This is a genomic window from Actinotignum sp. UMB0459 (genome assembly GCF_051905915.1).
GTDB classification, from domain to species: domain Bacteria; phylum Actinomycetota; class Actinomycetes; order Actinomycetales; family Actinomycetaceae; genus Actinotignum; species Actinotignum sanguinis.
Map to the genome: position 1 here is coordinate 167,778 of NZ_JBQAIK010000008.1, position 15,529 is coordinate 183,306.

The window sequence follows — 15,529 nt, forward strand, 5'->3', positions numbered from 1 at the left end:
CCCTCCTTTGTTTGCATCGCCATCATCGGTCAATAATCCGCCCTTATTCTACCCAATCGGAGCGACTTGACATACCGGGCACAGCGTGGTGGAACGTCCCCCGAGGATAATTTTCTGCAACGGGGTTCCGCAGCGCGCGCAGGGCTGCCCGGCCCGCCCGTAGGCCTGCAAGGACCGCTCAAAATATCCGCTCTCCCCGTTGACATGCACGTAGAGCCGGTCAAAGGATGTTCCGCCGGCGGCCAGCGCGGCGTTGAGTACCGCGCGCCCGGCGTTCAGCAGCTCGCGCGCTGCCGTGGCCGTGAGCGCCGTGGCTTCCGGGTGGATACGCGCCCGGTAAAGCATTTCATCGGCGTAAATATTGCCGATGCCGGAAATTATCTCCTGGTCGAGGAGCACCCGTTTCATCGCGCGCCGCGTGGTGGTGAGAACGCCCAGCAGCGCCGTTTCATTTAGATAAGGATCGAGCAGGTCGCGGGCAATATGAGCCACGGGCACGGGTACGACGGCGCGCTTAGATCCCGCTCCGCCCGGCCCGCCATCAGCGGTGGGCCGGAAAGCGACCGGTGCCAGGTAGCCGAAAGTACGCTGGTCCACGAAATCGAGAACACGGCCGTTATCAAGTTTGAATCGGGCCCGCAGGTGGCGCCGTTCCCCGCCGGTATCGCTGTTCCCGCTCGGTTCATCTACCCGAAACTGCCCGGACATGCCCAGGTGGGCGAGGAGGGCGAGGTCCTCCCCCACATCGCACCACAGGAATTTCCCGCGCCGTACCACCGCCCGCACGGTGCGCCCCTCCACGGCTTCTAGGCCCTGCGGGGCTCGGCGGGTCACGCGGGTGCCGAACGCTTGCGCGGTGAGGATGCGCCGGCCCGTGAGGTGTTCGGCGAGCCCGCGCCGGATTGATTCAACTTCGGGAAGTTCGGGCACGCCGACCTACTCAGCCGCGCCGGGCGTGGCAGATGCACCCGCGCCGGGAGCTGCGCCGTCGTTCCCACCTGCGCCGTTGTTCCCATTGCCCCCAGCAGCCGGCTTCGCCTCACCCTTCTCAATCAGATCCGCGAGAATCCGGTAGGACGCTTCGGCGGCGGCGTGGCGCGCGTTCTTCTGCGAGCTTCCTTCGCCGCTCCCCCATTCGCGCCCGGCCATCGATGCCACCGCGGTGAAAACCCGCGCGTGGTCGGGACCGGTGGAGCTCAACTCGAACTCCATGGTGCCCTCCCAGCCCAGGCCGTGCGCGAGCTCTTCGAAACTCGTTTGCCAATCGAGGTTCGGGCCCAGCACCGAGGCATCTTTAATCTTGGAATCGAGGAGCCGGTCCACGATCTCGCGGGTGGGTTCCATTCCGTGTTCCAGATAAGTTGCGGCAATCAGGGCTTCCACCGTATCGGAGAGGATGGAATCCTTGTTACGCCCACCCGAGCGGTCCTCACCGCGCCCCAGGCGCAGGGAATCACCCAGGTTGATCCGCCGCGCCACATCGGCCAAGGCTTTCTCAGAAACCGCATAGGTTTTCATCTGCGACATATCGCCTTCGGAAGCATCGGGGTATTCCCGAAATACTTTCTCCGCGATGATGAGACCCAGGATGGAATCGCCTAGGAATTCCAGGCGTTCGTTATGGGGTTCGTCGTGTTCGAAAGCGAAACTGCGATGCGTGAGGGCGCGGCGCAGCAAGGGCCGGGGCAGGTCGATTCCCCACTGTTCCACTAATTCACGATAGGCCATGCTTACTCCTGTGCCCGCAGCTGGGCTTCCAGCGCGTCCAGGGCGTCCGAGTGCAGGGCGGGTGCCTCGTGATGGTGCCCCGCAGGCAAATCTTCCAGGCGCTCCCCGCATCCGGCGCACAGGCCCTGGCAGGTGGGTGAACACAGGGGTTGGAAGGGCAGGTTGAGCACAATGGCATCGCGGAGCACCGGTTCCAGATCCACGTGGTCATCTTCAATGACGGGGTGTTCTTCTGCGTCCTCATCCCCTTCGGCAATGAGTTCGGCACGCCGCTGCGGGTAGTAGGCCAGATCGGATACTTCCTGGGTGCGTTCTTCGTGGATATCGCGCAGGCAGCGTGAGCACTGGCCCTCCACGGTGAAATGCACCTGCCCGCCAATATAGACGCCTTCGGATACCGAGGTGAGGTTAAGATCCACGTCAAGTTCGGATCCGGTTGGGACGGCCATGAGCTCGATACCCATATCCGCGGGCGCCGCGAAGCTTTCCCGCACCGGCATAAGGGAGCCGTCGCTACGCGGTAAATCGTGCAGCGAGACAACAAAAGGACTACGAAGGTCCACTATTCCTCCTCGGAATGATCAAAAACAGCGTCGGTGGTTTCTTGGCGGCTGGCAAGGACTTCCCGGCCCGCGTAAATCTGGGCAAGGGCCGCATCCATTTTTTCGTGCGCGGCCCGCACGGCCTCTTCAAGCGCAGCCGCGACCCCGTTCACCTGGCCTTCCAAATTAGCGAGGGTGGAATCGGAGTAGTGGTTGGCACCTTCGCGCAGCCGTTCGGCCTTCTGCTTGGCTTCGTCCTCGATCCGCGCGGCGGTGGAGCGCGCCGCAATGGTGATGGCGTCATTGGAGACGAGCCGGCTGGCCTGGGCGCGTGCTTCCGCCACAATATTTTCTGCATCCTGGCGGGCCGAGGCAATAATGCTCGCGGCTTCCTGGCGCCCGGAGGCGCGCACCGAATCAATATCGGCCAGCACGTCGTCGGCGCGAAGCACCTGATCGGGCACCGCATCGCGGGCCAACTGGAGCAGGTCGCGCACCTCGGACTGGTTGATCATCACCGAGGCGGACATAGGGATGGAACGTGCATTATCCACCAGGGCGAGGAGCTCATCGAGGATCTCCACCACCGATTCCCCGCGCGTATCGTGAGTCATTGCATCTCCTCTTCCAAAGCCCGCGCCACCCGCGCGGGAACGAAACTCCGCACGTCACCTTTGTGCCGTGCCACATCTTTAACCAGCGAGGAGGCAATATGGCCTTTCGCCGGATCCCCCACCAGGAACACCGTTTCGATTCCCGATATTTCCCGGTTCATGAGCGCCATGGGGTATTCCGCATCCAGATCCACCGCGGAGCGCAATCCTTTGACGATGGCATCCGCCCTGATATCTCGGCAAAAATCCACCAGCAGCCCGCCGAAATCCTCCACCCGCACATTGGTCATGTGGCGCACTTCTTCGCGAATGAACTCCACGCGTTGCCGCGGTGAAAAAAGCGGATTTTTCGAAGAGTTATGCGCGACCAGAATAACAACCTCGTCAAAGAGGGAAGCGGCGCGGGCAAAAACGTCGAGATGTCCAAACGTGACGGGATCGAAGGACCCGGGGCAGACTGCAAGCATCATAGTTATAGCCTAATCTTTCCTGAGGCGCTCGGCCTAGTCGACGCGCGATTACAGCGTGCTCTCGCTGCGCTGCGCCGTCCACAACGTCGCGGTTCCGTACCGGCGCGAATCATCCAGTTCCCATCCTTGCGGCCAGCTGGGTTCCGGTGAGGAGCTATCGCGTTCCACAACGACGACGGCGTCCGCGGCTACATGCGGGGTGAGGCCGTCGAGCACTTTCGTAATCTGTTCTTCGGTGTAGCGATAGGGCGGGTCCACGAAGACGACGTCGAAACGATAATTAGGTTCCTGGGAGAGGTACTTTTCCGCTTTCATCCGCACCACGGCCACATCGAGGTGGGCGCGGGCGGCGTTGTCGCGAATAATGCTGACCGCAGGCCCTTCTGATTCCACCAGAACGACGGCGCGTGCCCCGCGGCTTTTCGCTTCCAAGCCCAGGGCACCGGAACCGGCAAAAAGATCGAGCACTTCGCCATCGACGATAAAACCGCGGTGGTCCAGCCGGGAAAATACTGCTTCACGCGCTTTTTCCGAGGTGGGGCGCGTTCCCGAACTCGGCACCCGCAGAATATGCCCCTTGGCGGTTCCGGCAACAATACGTGTCATTGCTTATCCCCTTTCCAGGTAGGTGGCTCGCTCGGTATCCAATGCGTCCGCGGCGCGCTCCAATTCCGCGCTCACCGCACCGCGTTCCACGAGGTCGGTGGCAACGGCGCGCGCGGTAGCGATAATATCAGCGTCGCGCACCGCGGAGAGGAAACGCAGGTGGGAGGTGGTTCCCGCCTGCCGAGTCCCCAGCACATCTCCTTCGGAACGCAGCTCTACATCTTTCTCCGCCAGAGCGAAGCCATCCGTGGTGGCGGCGAAAGCCGCGAGGCGCTCGGCGGCCAGGCTCCCTTCCGGGGCTCCACTAACCGCGAGGCACAGTCCCGCTTTGCTGCCGCGCCCGATGCGTCCGCGCAACTGGTGCAGCTGGGAAAGCCCGAAACGTTCAGCATTCATAATGATCATCATGGTGGCTTCCGGAACATCCACCCCCACTTCGATAACGGTGGTGGAGACGAGCACCGGGACCCGCCCGGCCGCGAAATCTGCCATAGCGGCATCTTTTTCAGCCGCGCTCAACCGCCCGTGCATCTCTCCCACCGCGATTCCCGCGAATTGTGGAAGGGCGCGCAGGCGTTCAGCCAGGTCAGTTACCGTGGCCAGCGTATGTTCCGCGCCCGAATCCTGCGCGGGCGGGCTTGCGTCGTCGTCCTCACTAATACGGGGAGCGAGCACGTATACACGCCCGCCACCCGCTATTTCTTCCCGGGCCCGCCACCACATGCGCGCGATCCAGCTCGCGCGGTTTTCCGGAACGACGACGGTACCCACGCCGGCGCGCCCACCGGGCAGTTCACGCAAGGTAGACACGGCCATATCTCCGAAAACCGTCATGGCGACGGTGCGCGGGATAGGGGTGGCGGTCATCACGAGGGTGTGCACGCCACGCGCGAGGCTATCGCGCTGATCCACCCCGAAGCGGTGCTGTTCATCCACCACCGCCAGACCGAGGAAAGGAATCTGGACGGTATCCGAGAGCAGCGCGTGGGTACCGATAATAATGCCGGCTTCTCCCGAGGCGATCCGGGCCAGGGTAGCGCGACGTTCGGTGGCGGTGAGTGAACCGGTGAGGAGCTCCACCCGGGTGGATTGTTCGGCAGCACCCAGCATCCCGCCCGCGCCCAGATCCCCGAGCAGGTCGCGCACGCTGCGGGCGTGCTGGGCGGCCAGCACTTCGGTGGGGGCCAGGAGTGCGGCCTGGCCTCCCCCGTCGACCACCTGGAGCATGGCGCGCAGGGCCACCACGGTTTTCCCGCTCCCCACGTCTCCTTGGAGGAGGCGCTGCATCGGGGTGGTGCCCGCCAGATCGGCGGCGATTTCTTCGCCGACCGCGCGCTGCCCCGCGGTGAGCTCAAAGGGCAGGCGGGAGTCGAAAGCGTCCAGGATGCCTCCGCGGCGCTGCGGGTAGGCGGTGGTGGGATGTGCGGCGCGGGCGGCGCGGCGCCGGGCCAGGACGGTGTGGAGCACGAGGGCTTCTTCGTGCCGGAAGGGCAGGTGGGCGAGCGCTGCGCTGATGGGTTCCTCAGGGCAATGGGCGCGGCGTAGGGCCGCGAGCCGGGAGGGCAGGCCGTGGGCGTGCCGGTAGTCTGCGGGGAGCAAATCAGGAACATCCGCGCTGGTCAGCCCGGTAAGAACAGTGCTGACGGCCCGTTCTATTTTCCAGGAGGGCAGCGCGGCGCTGGCGTGATAGATGGGGATGGGCCGGCGCAGGCGCTCCACGTCAACGCTCCCTTCATCCTCTACCAGATCGTAATCGGGGTGGGTGAGTTGCAGCGTGCCACGGTAGGAACTCACCGTGCCGGAAAATGTGGCGACCGTGCCGGGGTGCAGGCGCCGTTCGTGGTAGGCCAATACCCGCTGTGACTTCGCAAAAAAGGTGAGGCCGAGTTCGCGGGCGCCGTCGGTCATCAGAACGGAGAGGATAAAGCCGCGCCGCGCGCGCATGGGCCGTAATTCTGCATTCACCACCCGGCCGATCACGGTGACGTCCTCGCCTTCGCGCACCTGTTCAATGGGCAGGAGTTCACCGCGCCGGGCGTAACGAAAAGGAAGGTGGTAGAGCAGCTCCCCCACCGTGTGCAGGCCGAGCCGCGTGAAAGAGGTGGCGCTGCGTTTGCCGAGGGCACGTTCCAGTGGCACGCTCAACGCGGTCCAGCCATCCGATACCACGGCCGGGGTACCGCCTCGCGTATGTGCCGCCGCCTGCGCGCTGTCCATACCATTCACATTAACACCCGCGCCATATTTTCCCTAACGGCGCCCTGTCCCGCGCGGTACGCTGTTTCTCACTGCTCACGGTGGTGCCGGTGGTGCGCACCCGCAACGTTACGGCCCTGCATTATTGTTGATGGCGACGACGCCGCCCCCGCTACACGTGCCCTACGCCACGGAGGGAGCCTTTGGCAAGTAAGCCGCTTACCGCTATACTAGTGGAGTTGTAATTTTCCTATGCGCTCAGGTGTATCTACCGAACAGCGGCAGGTGCGCGAGCGGATCCATGATCAACCGAAGGAGAACACCGTGGCTTCTGTTTGTGACGTCTGCGGCAAGCACCCGGGCTTCGGGAAGAGCGTCTCGCACTCGCACGTGCGTACAAGCCGCCGCTGGAACCCGAATATTCAGCGTGTTCGCGCGCTTGTGAAGGGCGCCCCCAAGCGCCTCAACGTGTGCACCTCGTGCCTCAAGGCCGGCAAGGTGCAGCGCGCCGCCTAAGTACTGTGGCTTCGCTGAGTTCTGGCTCACTCCCGTGAGTTAGCCAGAGCCAGCACAGGAAGGCCGCACATCCATTAGCGATGTGCGGCCTTCGATCTTGCCGGCCAGCATTTCGTCGATCATATCGTTGATGTCATCGAGCGGGCGGGTAGCAACAATCGGCTTGACAAGGCCCTGGGCTCCGAAGTCGAAGGCTTCAGCCAGGTCCTGGCGGGTGCCCACGAGGGAGCCCACCACCTTGATGCCATCCAGAACGGTGCGGTGAATATTCAGGTCAATGGTGCCCTTGGGAAGGCCCACGCACACCACGGTACCGGCGGCCTTCATCGCATCCACAGCCTGGCCGAAAGCAACCTGGGATACCGCGGTTACCACCGCAACATCCACGCCGCCAACTTCCTTCTGGATCCATTCCCCGGAGTTGATATCCGAGGAATTCACCACGAGGTCCGCGCCGACCTTCTTTGCCGATTCCAGCTTGTCATCGTTGATATCCACGGCAACCACGCGGGCGCGGAACACATTCTTGGCGTACTGGATAGCCAGGTTGCCCAACCCGCCGGCGCCGTACACAGCCACCCACTGCCCCGGGCGAATATTGCCATTCTTGAGAGCCTTGTAGGTGGTCACGCCCGCGCAGGTAATGGACGAAGCTTCGGCCGGATCCAACCCATCGGGAACCTTGACGGCGTAGTCAGCCACCACGATGCACTTTTCCGCCATGCCACCGTCAACGCTGTAGCCGGCGTTTTCCACGCTACGACACAGGGTTTCGTCACCGGTCACGCAGTATTCACAGTGACCGCAGCCGCGGAAGAACCAGGCCACCGAAACGCGGTCACCGACCTTCAGCGAGGTGACATCCTCACCGATTTGTTCCACAACGCCCACGCCCTCATGGCCAATAATGCGGCCGGGCACGTCACCGAAATCGCCGAGCGCCACGTGGATATCCGTATGGCACAGGCCGCAGTATTCGATATCGACGAGTGCTTCGTTGGCCTTGATGGGACGCAGTTCAACGTCCTTAATGTCAACGTAGCCGTCCGAGGGTTCTCGAACTGTCGCTGCTCGCATTTTTTCCTCCTATTTCAGCGGGAGCACCCTTGCTCCCAGTTAACGCGGTGCGGGCCTCGCACCACTTTCTATTTTTACGAGCGGCAGCATAACAATCCAGGGGAAAACGTCCCTATTTCGCGCAAAAAGAATTTTATTACGGTTCCACCCTAATTCAACGTTTGTGATGTGCGGCGAAAATGATCCCAGCCGTTCCCCCGATTCCAGGCTCGCCCGTCCACGGTGACCAGACCAGCCGGATGCGCGGCTTCCACTGTTCCAATAAGGCTAAATCCTTCCGGGAGATGCGGGATGCGCGCCCCCCAGGCTCGTTCCGGGCTCACGTCCATGGTGGCGAGAAAACCGTGGTCCTCTCCACCGCTAAGAACGCAGTCATAAGCCCACTCGAGCGGGTCCGAACGCCCCAGGTGGCGGGCCACCTCAAGAAGATCCTGAGCGTGGCGGTTCAGAGTTTCGGAATGAATATCGATATGTACCCCGGAGGCAGCGGCGATACGCTGGGCGTCACGAATCAAACCATCAGAAACGTCCATCATCGCCCCGCGCAATCCGGCGCGCACCGCGCTGAGCACCGCGGGGACAGGCGGGCGCGGGCGCAGGAAATCCTGCATGAGACGGGTTGCGGCATCCGGGAAAGCTCCCCGATCCGGTGCAAAACCGCGGTTGAGGAGTTCAAAACCGGCGGCTGCACGCCCGAGGTTCCCGCAGTGGATAAGCGGCTGCCCTGGTGCTGCCGCCGAGCGCCGCAGCGGGGTGCGTCCTTCTAGATCGCCCAGAATAGTCGCGCTGATGGCGATATGGCTCCCGCTCACGAGGTCTCCGCCGTCGACCCCACACCCGAGCGGGCCACAATATTCCGCAAGCCCGCGCGCGATATCCGCTACCCAAGCCACCGGAACATCCCCCGGCAGCTCCATGGCGACCACGAGGGAACGCGGCCGCGCCCCCATCGCAACAGCGTCAGCGATATTTTGGGCGGCGACCCGCCACCCCACATCGCGTCCGTTGAACCAATCCCGCCGAAAATGCACCCCCTCCACGAGCATATCGGTGGAGACCGTGACCCGACCGTCGCTCAGGCCGAGCACGGCACTATCATCCCCGCTAGGAACGATTGTTGTTTCTCCGCGCGGGAGTAGCGGGACAATCCGGGCGAGGAGCTCCGCTTCGCTCAGGTCACGTACCAGCGGTCCGGGCACCCGCCCGGCAGTGCCGCCGGCGAAACGGCCCCCGGTACCATCCGCACCGGCACCCGGCCCCTGAGTTTCGTGGCTGCCCACCATTTAGCGCAGCCCTACCCCGCGCGCGAGGGCGAGGTCAATAAGTTCGGAAATAAGCTCGCGGTAGCTCAGGCCGGTTTTCTCCCACAGGATCGGGTACATAGACACCGCCGTGAATCCGGGGATTGTGTTGTGTTCATTGACGTACATGGCCCCGGTGGCGGTGTAGAAGAAGTCCACGCGGGTCATGCCTTCGCATTCGAATACTTCGAAAACGCGCTGCGCCAGGCTCCGCATCTTCTCCGCGTCCGCATCCGGGAGAGCCGCGGGAATCTCCATGTGGAACCCCTCGGTTGCCACGTATTTCGTGGCGTAGTCATACCATTGCACATCCAGCACGATCTCCCCGAGCACGGAGGCCCGGGGGGCGGCTCCGCCACGCCCGCCGAGAACGGCGCATTCGATTTCACGGCCGGGGATTCCTGTTTCCACAATAACTTTGGGGTCGACGGCGCGCGCGGTGGCAATGGCGGCGTCGAGCTGCGAAAGCTCAGCCACCCGCGTGATTCCCAGCGAAGATCCCGCGCGGGCTGGTTTGACGTAAACAGGGAGCTGTAAACGTTCGGCAACTTCCGCGCGCACACCGGCCGGGTCACAGTTCCACCGCTGCGGTTCCACAAGTACATAGGGAGCAACCGGAAGACCGGCCGATTCCAGCACCAGTTTCATATAGTGCTTATCCATAGCCGCTGCGGAGGCGAAAACTCCGCAACCCACGTAGGGAATACCCATCATTTCGAAGGTGCCCTGGATGGTGCCGTCTTCACCGAAGGGACCGTGCAGGAGCGGGAAGGCGACGTCGATAGGCCCGAGGCTGCGTGAGGTGCCGGCTTCCCCGCGCACCACGAAACCGCCTCCGGGTCCAAAATCTGCCAGCACGCGTTCCCCGCGATACTTCACTTCCGCACCGGCTGCCACCTCCTCTGTGCTCATGGGAACCCAGATTCCTTCGGTGGTGATTCCGATGGGGATGACGGTGTAGCGCTCCGGGTCGATGGCTCCCAAAACAGAAGCCGCGGTCAGGCAAGAGACGGAGTGTTCTCCGGACACGCCCCCGTAGATGAGGGCGACGTGATGTGTGGCCACGAATGGACACCTTTCTACTCAGTGCTGTACCCAGGGTAGTACGCCGGGGCGCGCGGCAAGGTGACAAACCCGGGCGCGGCCTACTACAGTAAACATATGACACAGAACACAATGAAGTCGTTTCTCCTGCTCGCAGGCGCTGCCGCCCTCACGCTGGCCGGTTGCTCCGGGACCGGGAAAGGCGCCCCGGTGAGCGATACTTCCACCGCGCCCACTACCCCGAGCGCCTCAGCTTCGGCTCCGGCGGCCAGCCAGTCCCCCAGCCTTACACCCAAGGACGCGCAAGCCTCCCTCAAGGGCTTTATTGAAGGGGACTCGCAATCACCGAATTATCCCAAGCTGACCGAGAATTCCGCGGTGCCCACCGCGGTGCGGGTGGCCGGCCATGAGGGTTGGGATCGCGTGGTCGTGGAATATGACAGCGACGCCGATCTGGAATGGTTCAGTTTCTTCGGAGATGAAGCCATTCAGGATGGTTCCGGGCGCCCCCTAGATATTCCGGGCAAGCGTTTCCTCACCCTGAGCATTTCCGGGGTCACCTACCCGGAAGATCCATCTCAGGCTGCGGATCTCTCCGTTGCAAACCTCGGAGGTGCGAAAGCGGTCCAGGGTGTTCATGTGGAACACGCTTTTGAAGGCATGCACCAGGTGCATATCGGGCTGGATAAGGATCGCCCCTACCGGGTTCAGGTACTGGAGAGCCCCAAACGGGTCGTTATTGACGTTGCCAATAACTAGATTGACGTTGCCAATAACTAGGCGTCCAGCGGCGTAACATCCGCTCCCAGGGCCTGGAGTTTATCCAGGAACTTTTCGTAGCCACGGTCGATAATATCCACCCCGGATACCCGCGATTCTCCTTCGGCCGCCAGTGCGGCAATGAGGTGGGAGAATCCCCCGCGCAGATCGGGAACCACAATATCGGTGGCCCGCAGCGGGGTGGGTCCCTGGATAACAGCCGAGTGGTAGAAGTTACGCTGCCCGAAACGGCATTCGTGCCCGCCCAAGCATTCGCGATAGGTCTGGATATTGGCGCCCATATCCCGCAGCGCTTCGGTGAAGCCGAACCGGTTTTCGTAGACGGTTTCGTGGACGATGGACATGCCTTCGGCCTGGGTAAGGGCGACGACGAGCGGCTGCTGCCAGTCGGTCATGAAACCGGGGTGCACATCTGTTTCAAAAGATACGGATTGCAGGGCGCCACCCGGGTGCCAGAAGCGGATGCCCTCGTCACGCACATCGAATTTGCCGCCGACTTTACGGAAGAGGTTGAGGAAGGACGTCATCGACTGCTGTTCGGCCCCGCGTACGAAAATATCCCCGCCGGTGGCTAGCGCCGCCGCCGCCCAGGATCCCGCTTCGATGCGGTCAGGTAGCGAGGTGTGCGAATAACCAACTAGTTCATCCACGCCTTCCACGCGAATAACACGATCAGTATCCACGGAAATAATCGCGCCCATTTTCTGGAGCACCGCGATGAGATCCATAATCTCGGGTTCCACCGCGGCATTGGAGAGCTCCGTCACTCCCTCCGCCATCACGGCCGTGAGGAGAGTCTGTTCGGTAGCCCCTACCGAGGGATAGGGCAGGCGCACCGGCTTGGCCCGCAAGCCCTTGGGCGCCACCAGGTGCATTCCGGTTTCTTCCTGCACGCGCTTCGCGCCGAATTCCTCCAGGACACGCAGGTGGAAATCAACGGGCCGCGAGCCGATATGGCAGCCGCCCAGGTCCGGAATATACGCTTCGCCCAGGCGGTGCAGCAGCGGACCCGCAAAAAGAATGGGGATACGTGAGGAACCGGCCAGCGCATTCACTTCGTGCGGGTCGTGAGGCAGGTGAATATCGCCGGGGGTGATGTCCACGGTTCCGGCTTCCGGCTGGTAATTGACCGCCACACCGTGCAGGCCCAGCAGCTCCGAAACCACGGTGACGTCACGGATTTGCGGCACATTACGCAGCACGGACGTTTCTTTGGTGAGCAGGGAAGCAACCATGGATTTCGACACAAAATTCTTTGCGCCGCGCACAGTAATCTCACCGCTCAGGGGGACTCCTCCGCGAACCACAAGTTGGGACACCATACTCTCCGCCTTTCTCGCGTGTCACAGGTACCCAGCCAGCATACCGGCCCGCGGCCGGTTTCCGGAGTTATGAGGATATCCGGGTGGGGTGCGCCACCCCGCGGGTGGCCTTATACCGGCGAATCTGGATCCAGGCGCGCCGACTGTACCGGCACCTCAGGAAGGTGCCGCTGCGGCAGGGTACGCGGGGTAAAACCCGGTTGGCGGGCTTCGTATTCCTCAATGAGGGAGATATCACGCAAGGTCAGGGCAATATCATCCAGGCCTTCCATAAGGCGCCAGCGGGTGTAGGGATCAATCTCAAAGGGGTAGGTGGTATCCGCGCAGCACACTTCGCGAGCTTCTAGGTCCACGGTCAGCTCCCGGCCCGGCTTTTCTTCTAAGAGTTCCCATAGCCGGGTGGCGGCGTCGTCGCTAATTTGCCCTGCAACCAGGCCCTGTTTTCCCATATTGCCGCGGAAAATATCACCGAACCTCGGGCTGAGAACGGCACGGAAACCGTAATCGCGCAGCGCCCACACGGCGTGTTCACGCGAGGAACCGGTGCCGAAATCCCGCCCGGCCACCAGAATCGAACCGGCCGCGTACGGGATCTGGTTGAGGATAAAAGCGGGGTCTTTGCGCCGTTCGTGAAAAAGCGCGTCCTCGTACCCGCTTTTGGTGATGCGTTTGAGGTAGCGGGCAGGCAGGATTTGATCGGTATCGACCGCGCTTTCGCGCAGGGGAACGCCGATGCCGGTGTGCTGGGTGAAAATCTCCACGGGTGTGTTCTTTCTACGTTCTACGAGCGGGCGGCGCGGCTCGCGGCCGGTGCGGCATGAACCGCGGCCGATACGGTACCCGCGCCCGCAACCGGGGCGAGAGCAGCCACCGGCGTGAGGTCGGCGGGATGGGAAATATGGCCGGTGACCGCGGTAGCGGCAGCCACCAGCGGGGAAACGAGGTGGGTGCGCCCGCCCGGGCCCTGCCGACCGCGGAAATTACGATTCGACGTCGAGGCGCAGCGTTGGCCGGGCGTGAGTTGATCGGGATTCATGCCCAGGCACATGGAACAGCCCGCGTTGCGCCATTCAGCACCGAAAGCCCGGAAAATTTCATCCAGCCCTTCGGCTTCGGCTTGGAGGCGTACCCGCGCCGAAGCCGGCACGATCATGACGCGCACATCTTTGGCTTTGTGGCGCCCGCGCCACACCGCGGCCACCGAACGCAGATCTTCAATGCGCCCGTTCGTGCACGAACCGATGAAGACGGTATCCACGTGAATATCGCGCATGGGCGTGCCCGGCCGCAAATCCATATAGTCGAGGGCTTCACGCGCTGCTTGGCGCTCTTTTTCTTCCGGCAGTGTTTCCGGATGAGGAACGACGCCGGACAGCGCCACCCCCTGCCCGGGATTAGTACCCCACGTGACAATAGGCTCAATGTCGGAGGCCTCCAGAACCACTTCTGTATCGAAATGCGCATCCGGATCTGTGTAGAGCGTGGACCAGTAGGCTACCGCGGCATCCCAGGCATCCTCGCGCGGGGCGTGCGGGCGCCCGCGCACATACTCCACCGTGGTAGCATCCGGGGCAACGAGGCCGGCGCGCGCCCCGGCCTCGATAGACATATTGCAGATCGTCATGCGCGCTTCCATGGACAGAGCTCGGATTGCTTCCCCGCGATATTCAATAATGTGCCCGGCTGCTCCGTTCGTTCCGATCTTGGCGATGACGGCGAGGATGATGTCTTTCGCGGTTGTCCCTTCGCGCAGAGTGCCGTTGACGGTAATCGACATATTTTTGAAGCGCTGGAGAGGCAGGGTTTGGGTGGCGAGGACGTGCTCAACTTCCGAGGTGCCGATACCAATCCCGATGGAGCCGAAAGCGCCGTGGGTCGAGGTGTGGGAATCCCCGCACACAATCGTCATACCCGGTTGTGTCAGGCCCAGCTGGGGGCCAACGGCGTGCACAATTCCCTGATCCGCGTGCCCTAGCGAATAAATGGGGATGCCGAACTCCGCGACGTTAGCGCGCAGCGCTTCTACCTGTTTACGCGAAGTGGTATTCGCGATGGGACGATCAATATCAATGGTGGGAACGTTGTGGTCCTCCGTGGCGACGGTACGATCCGGGCAGCGCACCGGCCGCCCTTCCAGACGCAGCCCGTCAAAGGCCTGCGGGCTGGTCACTTCGTGGATGAGATGCAGGTCGATGTAAAGAAGATCGGGCGTGCCTTCCGCGCCACGCCGTACCAGATGGGCGTCCCAGATTTTATCCGCGAGCGTGCGCCCCATCCCTGCACCTCCTCTTTCCCTCCCGGGAACTTTTCCCGGGTTCTTCTTGCGGTTACTTTTTACTTTTCCAACGGTGATCGGTTGCGGTGGTCCGCGGATCACTCTACCGAGTTTCGTCCACATGGCAAGACGAAATTCTCACAATGCGGACATTGTACTAGCGCCATGCAGCAACCACGGAACTCCACAGCAATCCGCAGCGGTTTTCGCCACGTACCCCGAAGCCGCAGCACTGCGCGCGGCACCACAGTGTGGACATTTGCATCTCACTTATTGAGATGAGAAAATTTCGGTATGGTTGATTCTCCTCACGCTCAGCCTGCGCCCGCCCCGGAGGGAAGTGGTGTGGGCGTTCTCGATAAGGCTGCCGCCGTGCTCGATGCTCTCGAGGCGGGCCCGCAAACACTAGCGCAATTGGTGACCGCCACCCATTTAGCGCGGCCGACGGCGCATCGCCTGGCCGTCGCCCTGGAATATCACCGTTTCGTTTCCCGCGATAACGAAGGGCGTTTTTCTTTGGGGCCACGCCTGGGCGAGCTCTCCTCCGCCACCGGTGAAGACCGGCTCATCGCCGCGGCAAATCCGGTACTCATCGCGCTGCGCGACCATACCGGGGAATCTTCTCAGCTCTACCGGCGCCAGGGCGACCAGCGTATTTGCGTGGCGAATGCCGAACGCACCATGGGCCTGCGCGATTCCATCCCGGTGGGCGCTTCCCTCTCAATGAAAGCCGGCTCGGCAGCCCAGGTGCTGCTCGCCTGGGAGGAACCCGATCAATTACATCGTGGGTTGCAGGGTGCCTCATTTACGGCCACGAATCTTTCCGCGGTGCGTCGGCGTGGCTGGGCGCAAAGTGTGGGCGAACGCGAGGCCGGCGTGGCTTCTATTTCCGCGCCCGTGCGCGGGCCGAGCGGGCGGGTTATTGCCGCCGTATCAATTTCTGGACCGTTGGAGCGGATGGGCCGCCAGCCCGGGCGGGTGCATTCCGCAGCGGTGGTGGCCGCAGCCGGGCGCCTCACCGATGTTCTTCAAACAACCGAAGGTATTAACGAGTAGCC

Annotated in this window: 16 protein-coding genes; 3 read left to right on the top strand and 13 right to left on the bottom strand. The window is 62.6% G+C overall.

What is annotated here, in order from left to right; all coding sequences use genetic code 11:
* Nucleotides 1-48: 48 nt before the first annotated feature.
* From mutM to ACTFPK_RS02510, 7 genes are read right to left on the bottom strand one after another with little or no spacing between them, the layout of a single operon-like run.
* Nucleotides 49-930: a bifunctional DNA-formamidopyrimidine glycosylase/DNA-(apurinic or apyrimidinic site) lyase gene (gene mutM, locus ACTFPK_RS02480; RefSeq protein ID WP_274755662.1), complete on the bottom strand. Its 882-nt coding sequence runs from the start codon at nucleotides 928-930 to the stop codon at nucleotides 49-51.
* Between the two features lie 6 nt (nucleotides 931-936).
* Nucleotides 937-1,728, bottom strand: coding sequence for a ribonuclease III (gene rnc, locus ACTFPK_RS02485; protein ID WP_126134547.1), 792 nt, complete (start codon nucleotides 1,726-1,728; stop codon nucleotides 937-939).
* A 2-nt stretch (nucleotides 1,729-1,730) separates the two neighbouring features.
* Nucleotides 1,731-2,291, bottom strand: a complete 561-nt coding sequence (locus tag ACTFPK_RS02490; protein ID WP_126134548.1) for a YceD family protein — start codon at nucleotides 2,289-2,291, stop codon at nucleotides 1,731-1,733.
* Entirely contained in the window at nucleotides 2,291-2,884 is a 594-nt protein-coding gene (locus ACTFPK_RS02495) for a hypothetical protein (protein ID WP_016442913.1), read from the bottom strand. The genes ACTFPK_RS02490 and ACTFPK_RS02495 overlap by 1 nt, the downstream gene beginning before the upstream one ends.
* Nucleotides 2,881-3,354, bottom strand: a complete 474-nt coding sequence (gene coaD, locus ACTFPK_RS02500; RefSeq protein ID WP_439910993.1) for a pantetheine-phosphate adenylyltransferase — start codon at nucleotides 3,352-3,354, stop codon at nucleotides 2,881-2,883. The genes ACTFPK_RS02495 and coaD overlap by 4 nt, the downstream gene beginning before the upstream one ends.
* Before the next feature lie 48 nt (nucleotides 3,355-3,402).
* Complete coding sequence (gene rsmD, locus ACTFPK_RS02505) at nucleotides 3,403-3,960, bottom strand: 16S rRNA (guanine(966)-N(2))-methyltransferase RsmD (RefSeq protein ID WP_274778239.1); 558 nt, start codon at nucleotides 3,958-3,960, stop codon at nucleotides 3,403-3,405.
* A 3-nt stretch (nucleotides 3,961-3,963) separates the two neighbouring features.
* On the bottom strand, nucleotides 3,964-6,177 hold the full coding sequence (locus ACTFPK_RS02510) for an ATP-dependent DNA helicase RecG (protein ID WP_439910994.1): 2,214 nt from the start codon (nucleotides 6,175-6,177) through the stop codon (nucleotides 3,964-3,966).
* Between the two features lie 303 nt (nucleotides 6,178-6,480).
* Here ACTFPK_RS02510 and rpmB point away from each other — a divergent pair, with 303 nt between their 5' ends.
* Complete coding sequence (rpmB, locus tag ACTFPK_RS02515) at nucleotides 6,481-6,672, top strand: 50S ribosomal protein L28 (RefSeq protein WP_016442917.1); 192 nt, start codon at nucleotides 6,481-6,483, stop codon at nucleotides 6,670-6,672.
* Nucleotides 6,673-6,711: 39 nt separating this feature from the next.
* On the opposite strand, the gene adhP is transcribed toward rpmB, so the two are convergent.
* The 3 genes from adhP to ACTFPK_RS02530 form a co-directional block, all read right to left on the bottom strand.
* The gene (gene adhP, locus ACTFPK_RS02520) at nucleotides 6,712-7,749 is read right to left on the bottom strand and encodes an alcohol dehydrogenase AdhP (RefSeq protein WP_439910996.1); all 1,038 of its coding nucleotides are present in this window, start codon (nucleotides 7,747-7,749) and stop codon (nucleotides 6,712-6,714) included.
* A 149-nt stretch (nucleotides 7,750-7,898) separates the two neighbouring features.
* Nucleotides 7,899-9,032 (bottom strand): thiamine-phosphate kinase, encoded by a 1,134-nt coding sequence (gene thiL, locus ACTFPK_RS02525; RefSeq protein WP_274733787.1) that lies wholly within the window; start codon nucleotides 9,030-9,032, stop codon nucleotides 7,899-7,901.
* Nucleotides 9,033-10,115: a D-alanine--D-alanine ligase family protein gene (locus ACTFPK_RS02530; protein WP_274733789.1), complete on the bottom strand. Its 1,083-nt coding sequence runs from the start codon at nucleotides 10,113-10,115 to the stop codon at nucleotides 9,033-9,035.
* A gap of 96 nt (nucleotides 10,116-10,211) precedes the next feature.
* Here ACTFPK_RS02530 and ACTFPK_RS02535 point away from each other — a divergent pair, with 96 nt between their 5' ends.
* Nucleotides 10,212-10,853 carry an AMIN-like domain-containing (lipo)protein gene (locus ACTFPK_RS02535; RefSeq protein WP_274733791.1) on the top strand — a complete coding sequence of 214 codons (642 nt, stop codon included), beginning with the start codon at nucleotides 10,212-10,214 and terminating at the stop codon, nucleotides 10,851-10,853.
* 17 nt (nucleotides 10,854-10,870) lie between these two features.
* Here ACTFPK_RS02535 and murA read toward each other — a convergent pair whose 3' ends face one another.
* The 3 genes from murA to leuC all read right to left on the bottom strand — a co-directional run bounded on the left by murA (nucleotide 10,871) and on the right by leuC (nucleotide 14,471).
* On the bottom strand, nucleotides 10,871-12,196 hold the full coding sequence (murA, locus tag ACTFPK_RS02540) for a UDP-N-acetylglucosamine 1-carboxyvinyltransferase (RefSeq protein ID WP_274733793.1): 1,326 nt from the start codon (nucleotides 12,194-12,196) through the stop codon (nucleotides 10,871-10,873).
* A 110-nt stretch (nucleotides 12,197-12,306) separates the two neighbouring features.
* Nucleotides 12,307-12,957, bottom strand: a complete 651-nt coding sequence (leuD, locus tag ACTFPK_RS02545; protein ID WP_274733795.1) for a 3-isopropylmalate dehydratase small subunit — start codon at nucleotides 12,955-12,957, stop codon at nucleotides 12,307-12,309.
* A gap of 20 nt (nucleotides 12,958-12,977) precedes the next feature.
* Complete coding sequence (gene leuC, locus ACTFPK_RS02550) at nucleotides 12,978-14,471, bottom strand: 3-isopropylmalate dehydratase large subunit (RefSeq protein WP_274755659.1); 1,494 nt, start codon at nucleotides 14,469-14,471, stop codon at nucleotides 12,978-12,980.
* A gap of 294 nt (nucleotides 14,472-14,765) precedes the next feature.
* Between leuC and ACTFPK_RS02555 the strand changes: the two genes are divergently transcribed.
* On the top strand, nucleotides 14,766-15,527 hold the full coding sequence (locus ACTFPK_RS02555) for an IclR family transcriptional regulator (protein WP_051278627.1): 762 nt from the start codon (nucleotides 14,766-14,768) through the stop codon (nucleotides 15,525-15,527).
* Nucleotides 15,528-15,529: the final 2 nt, after the last annotated feature.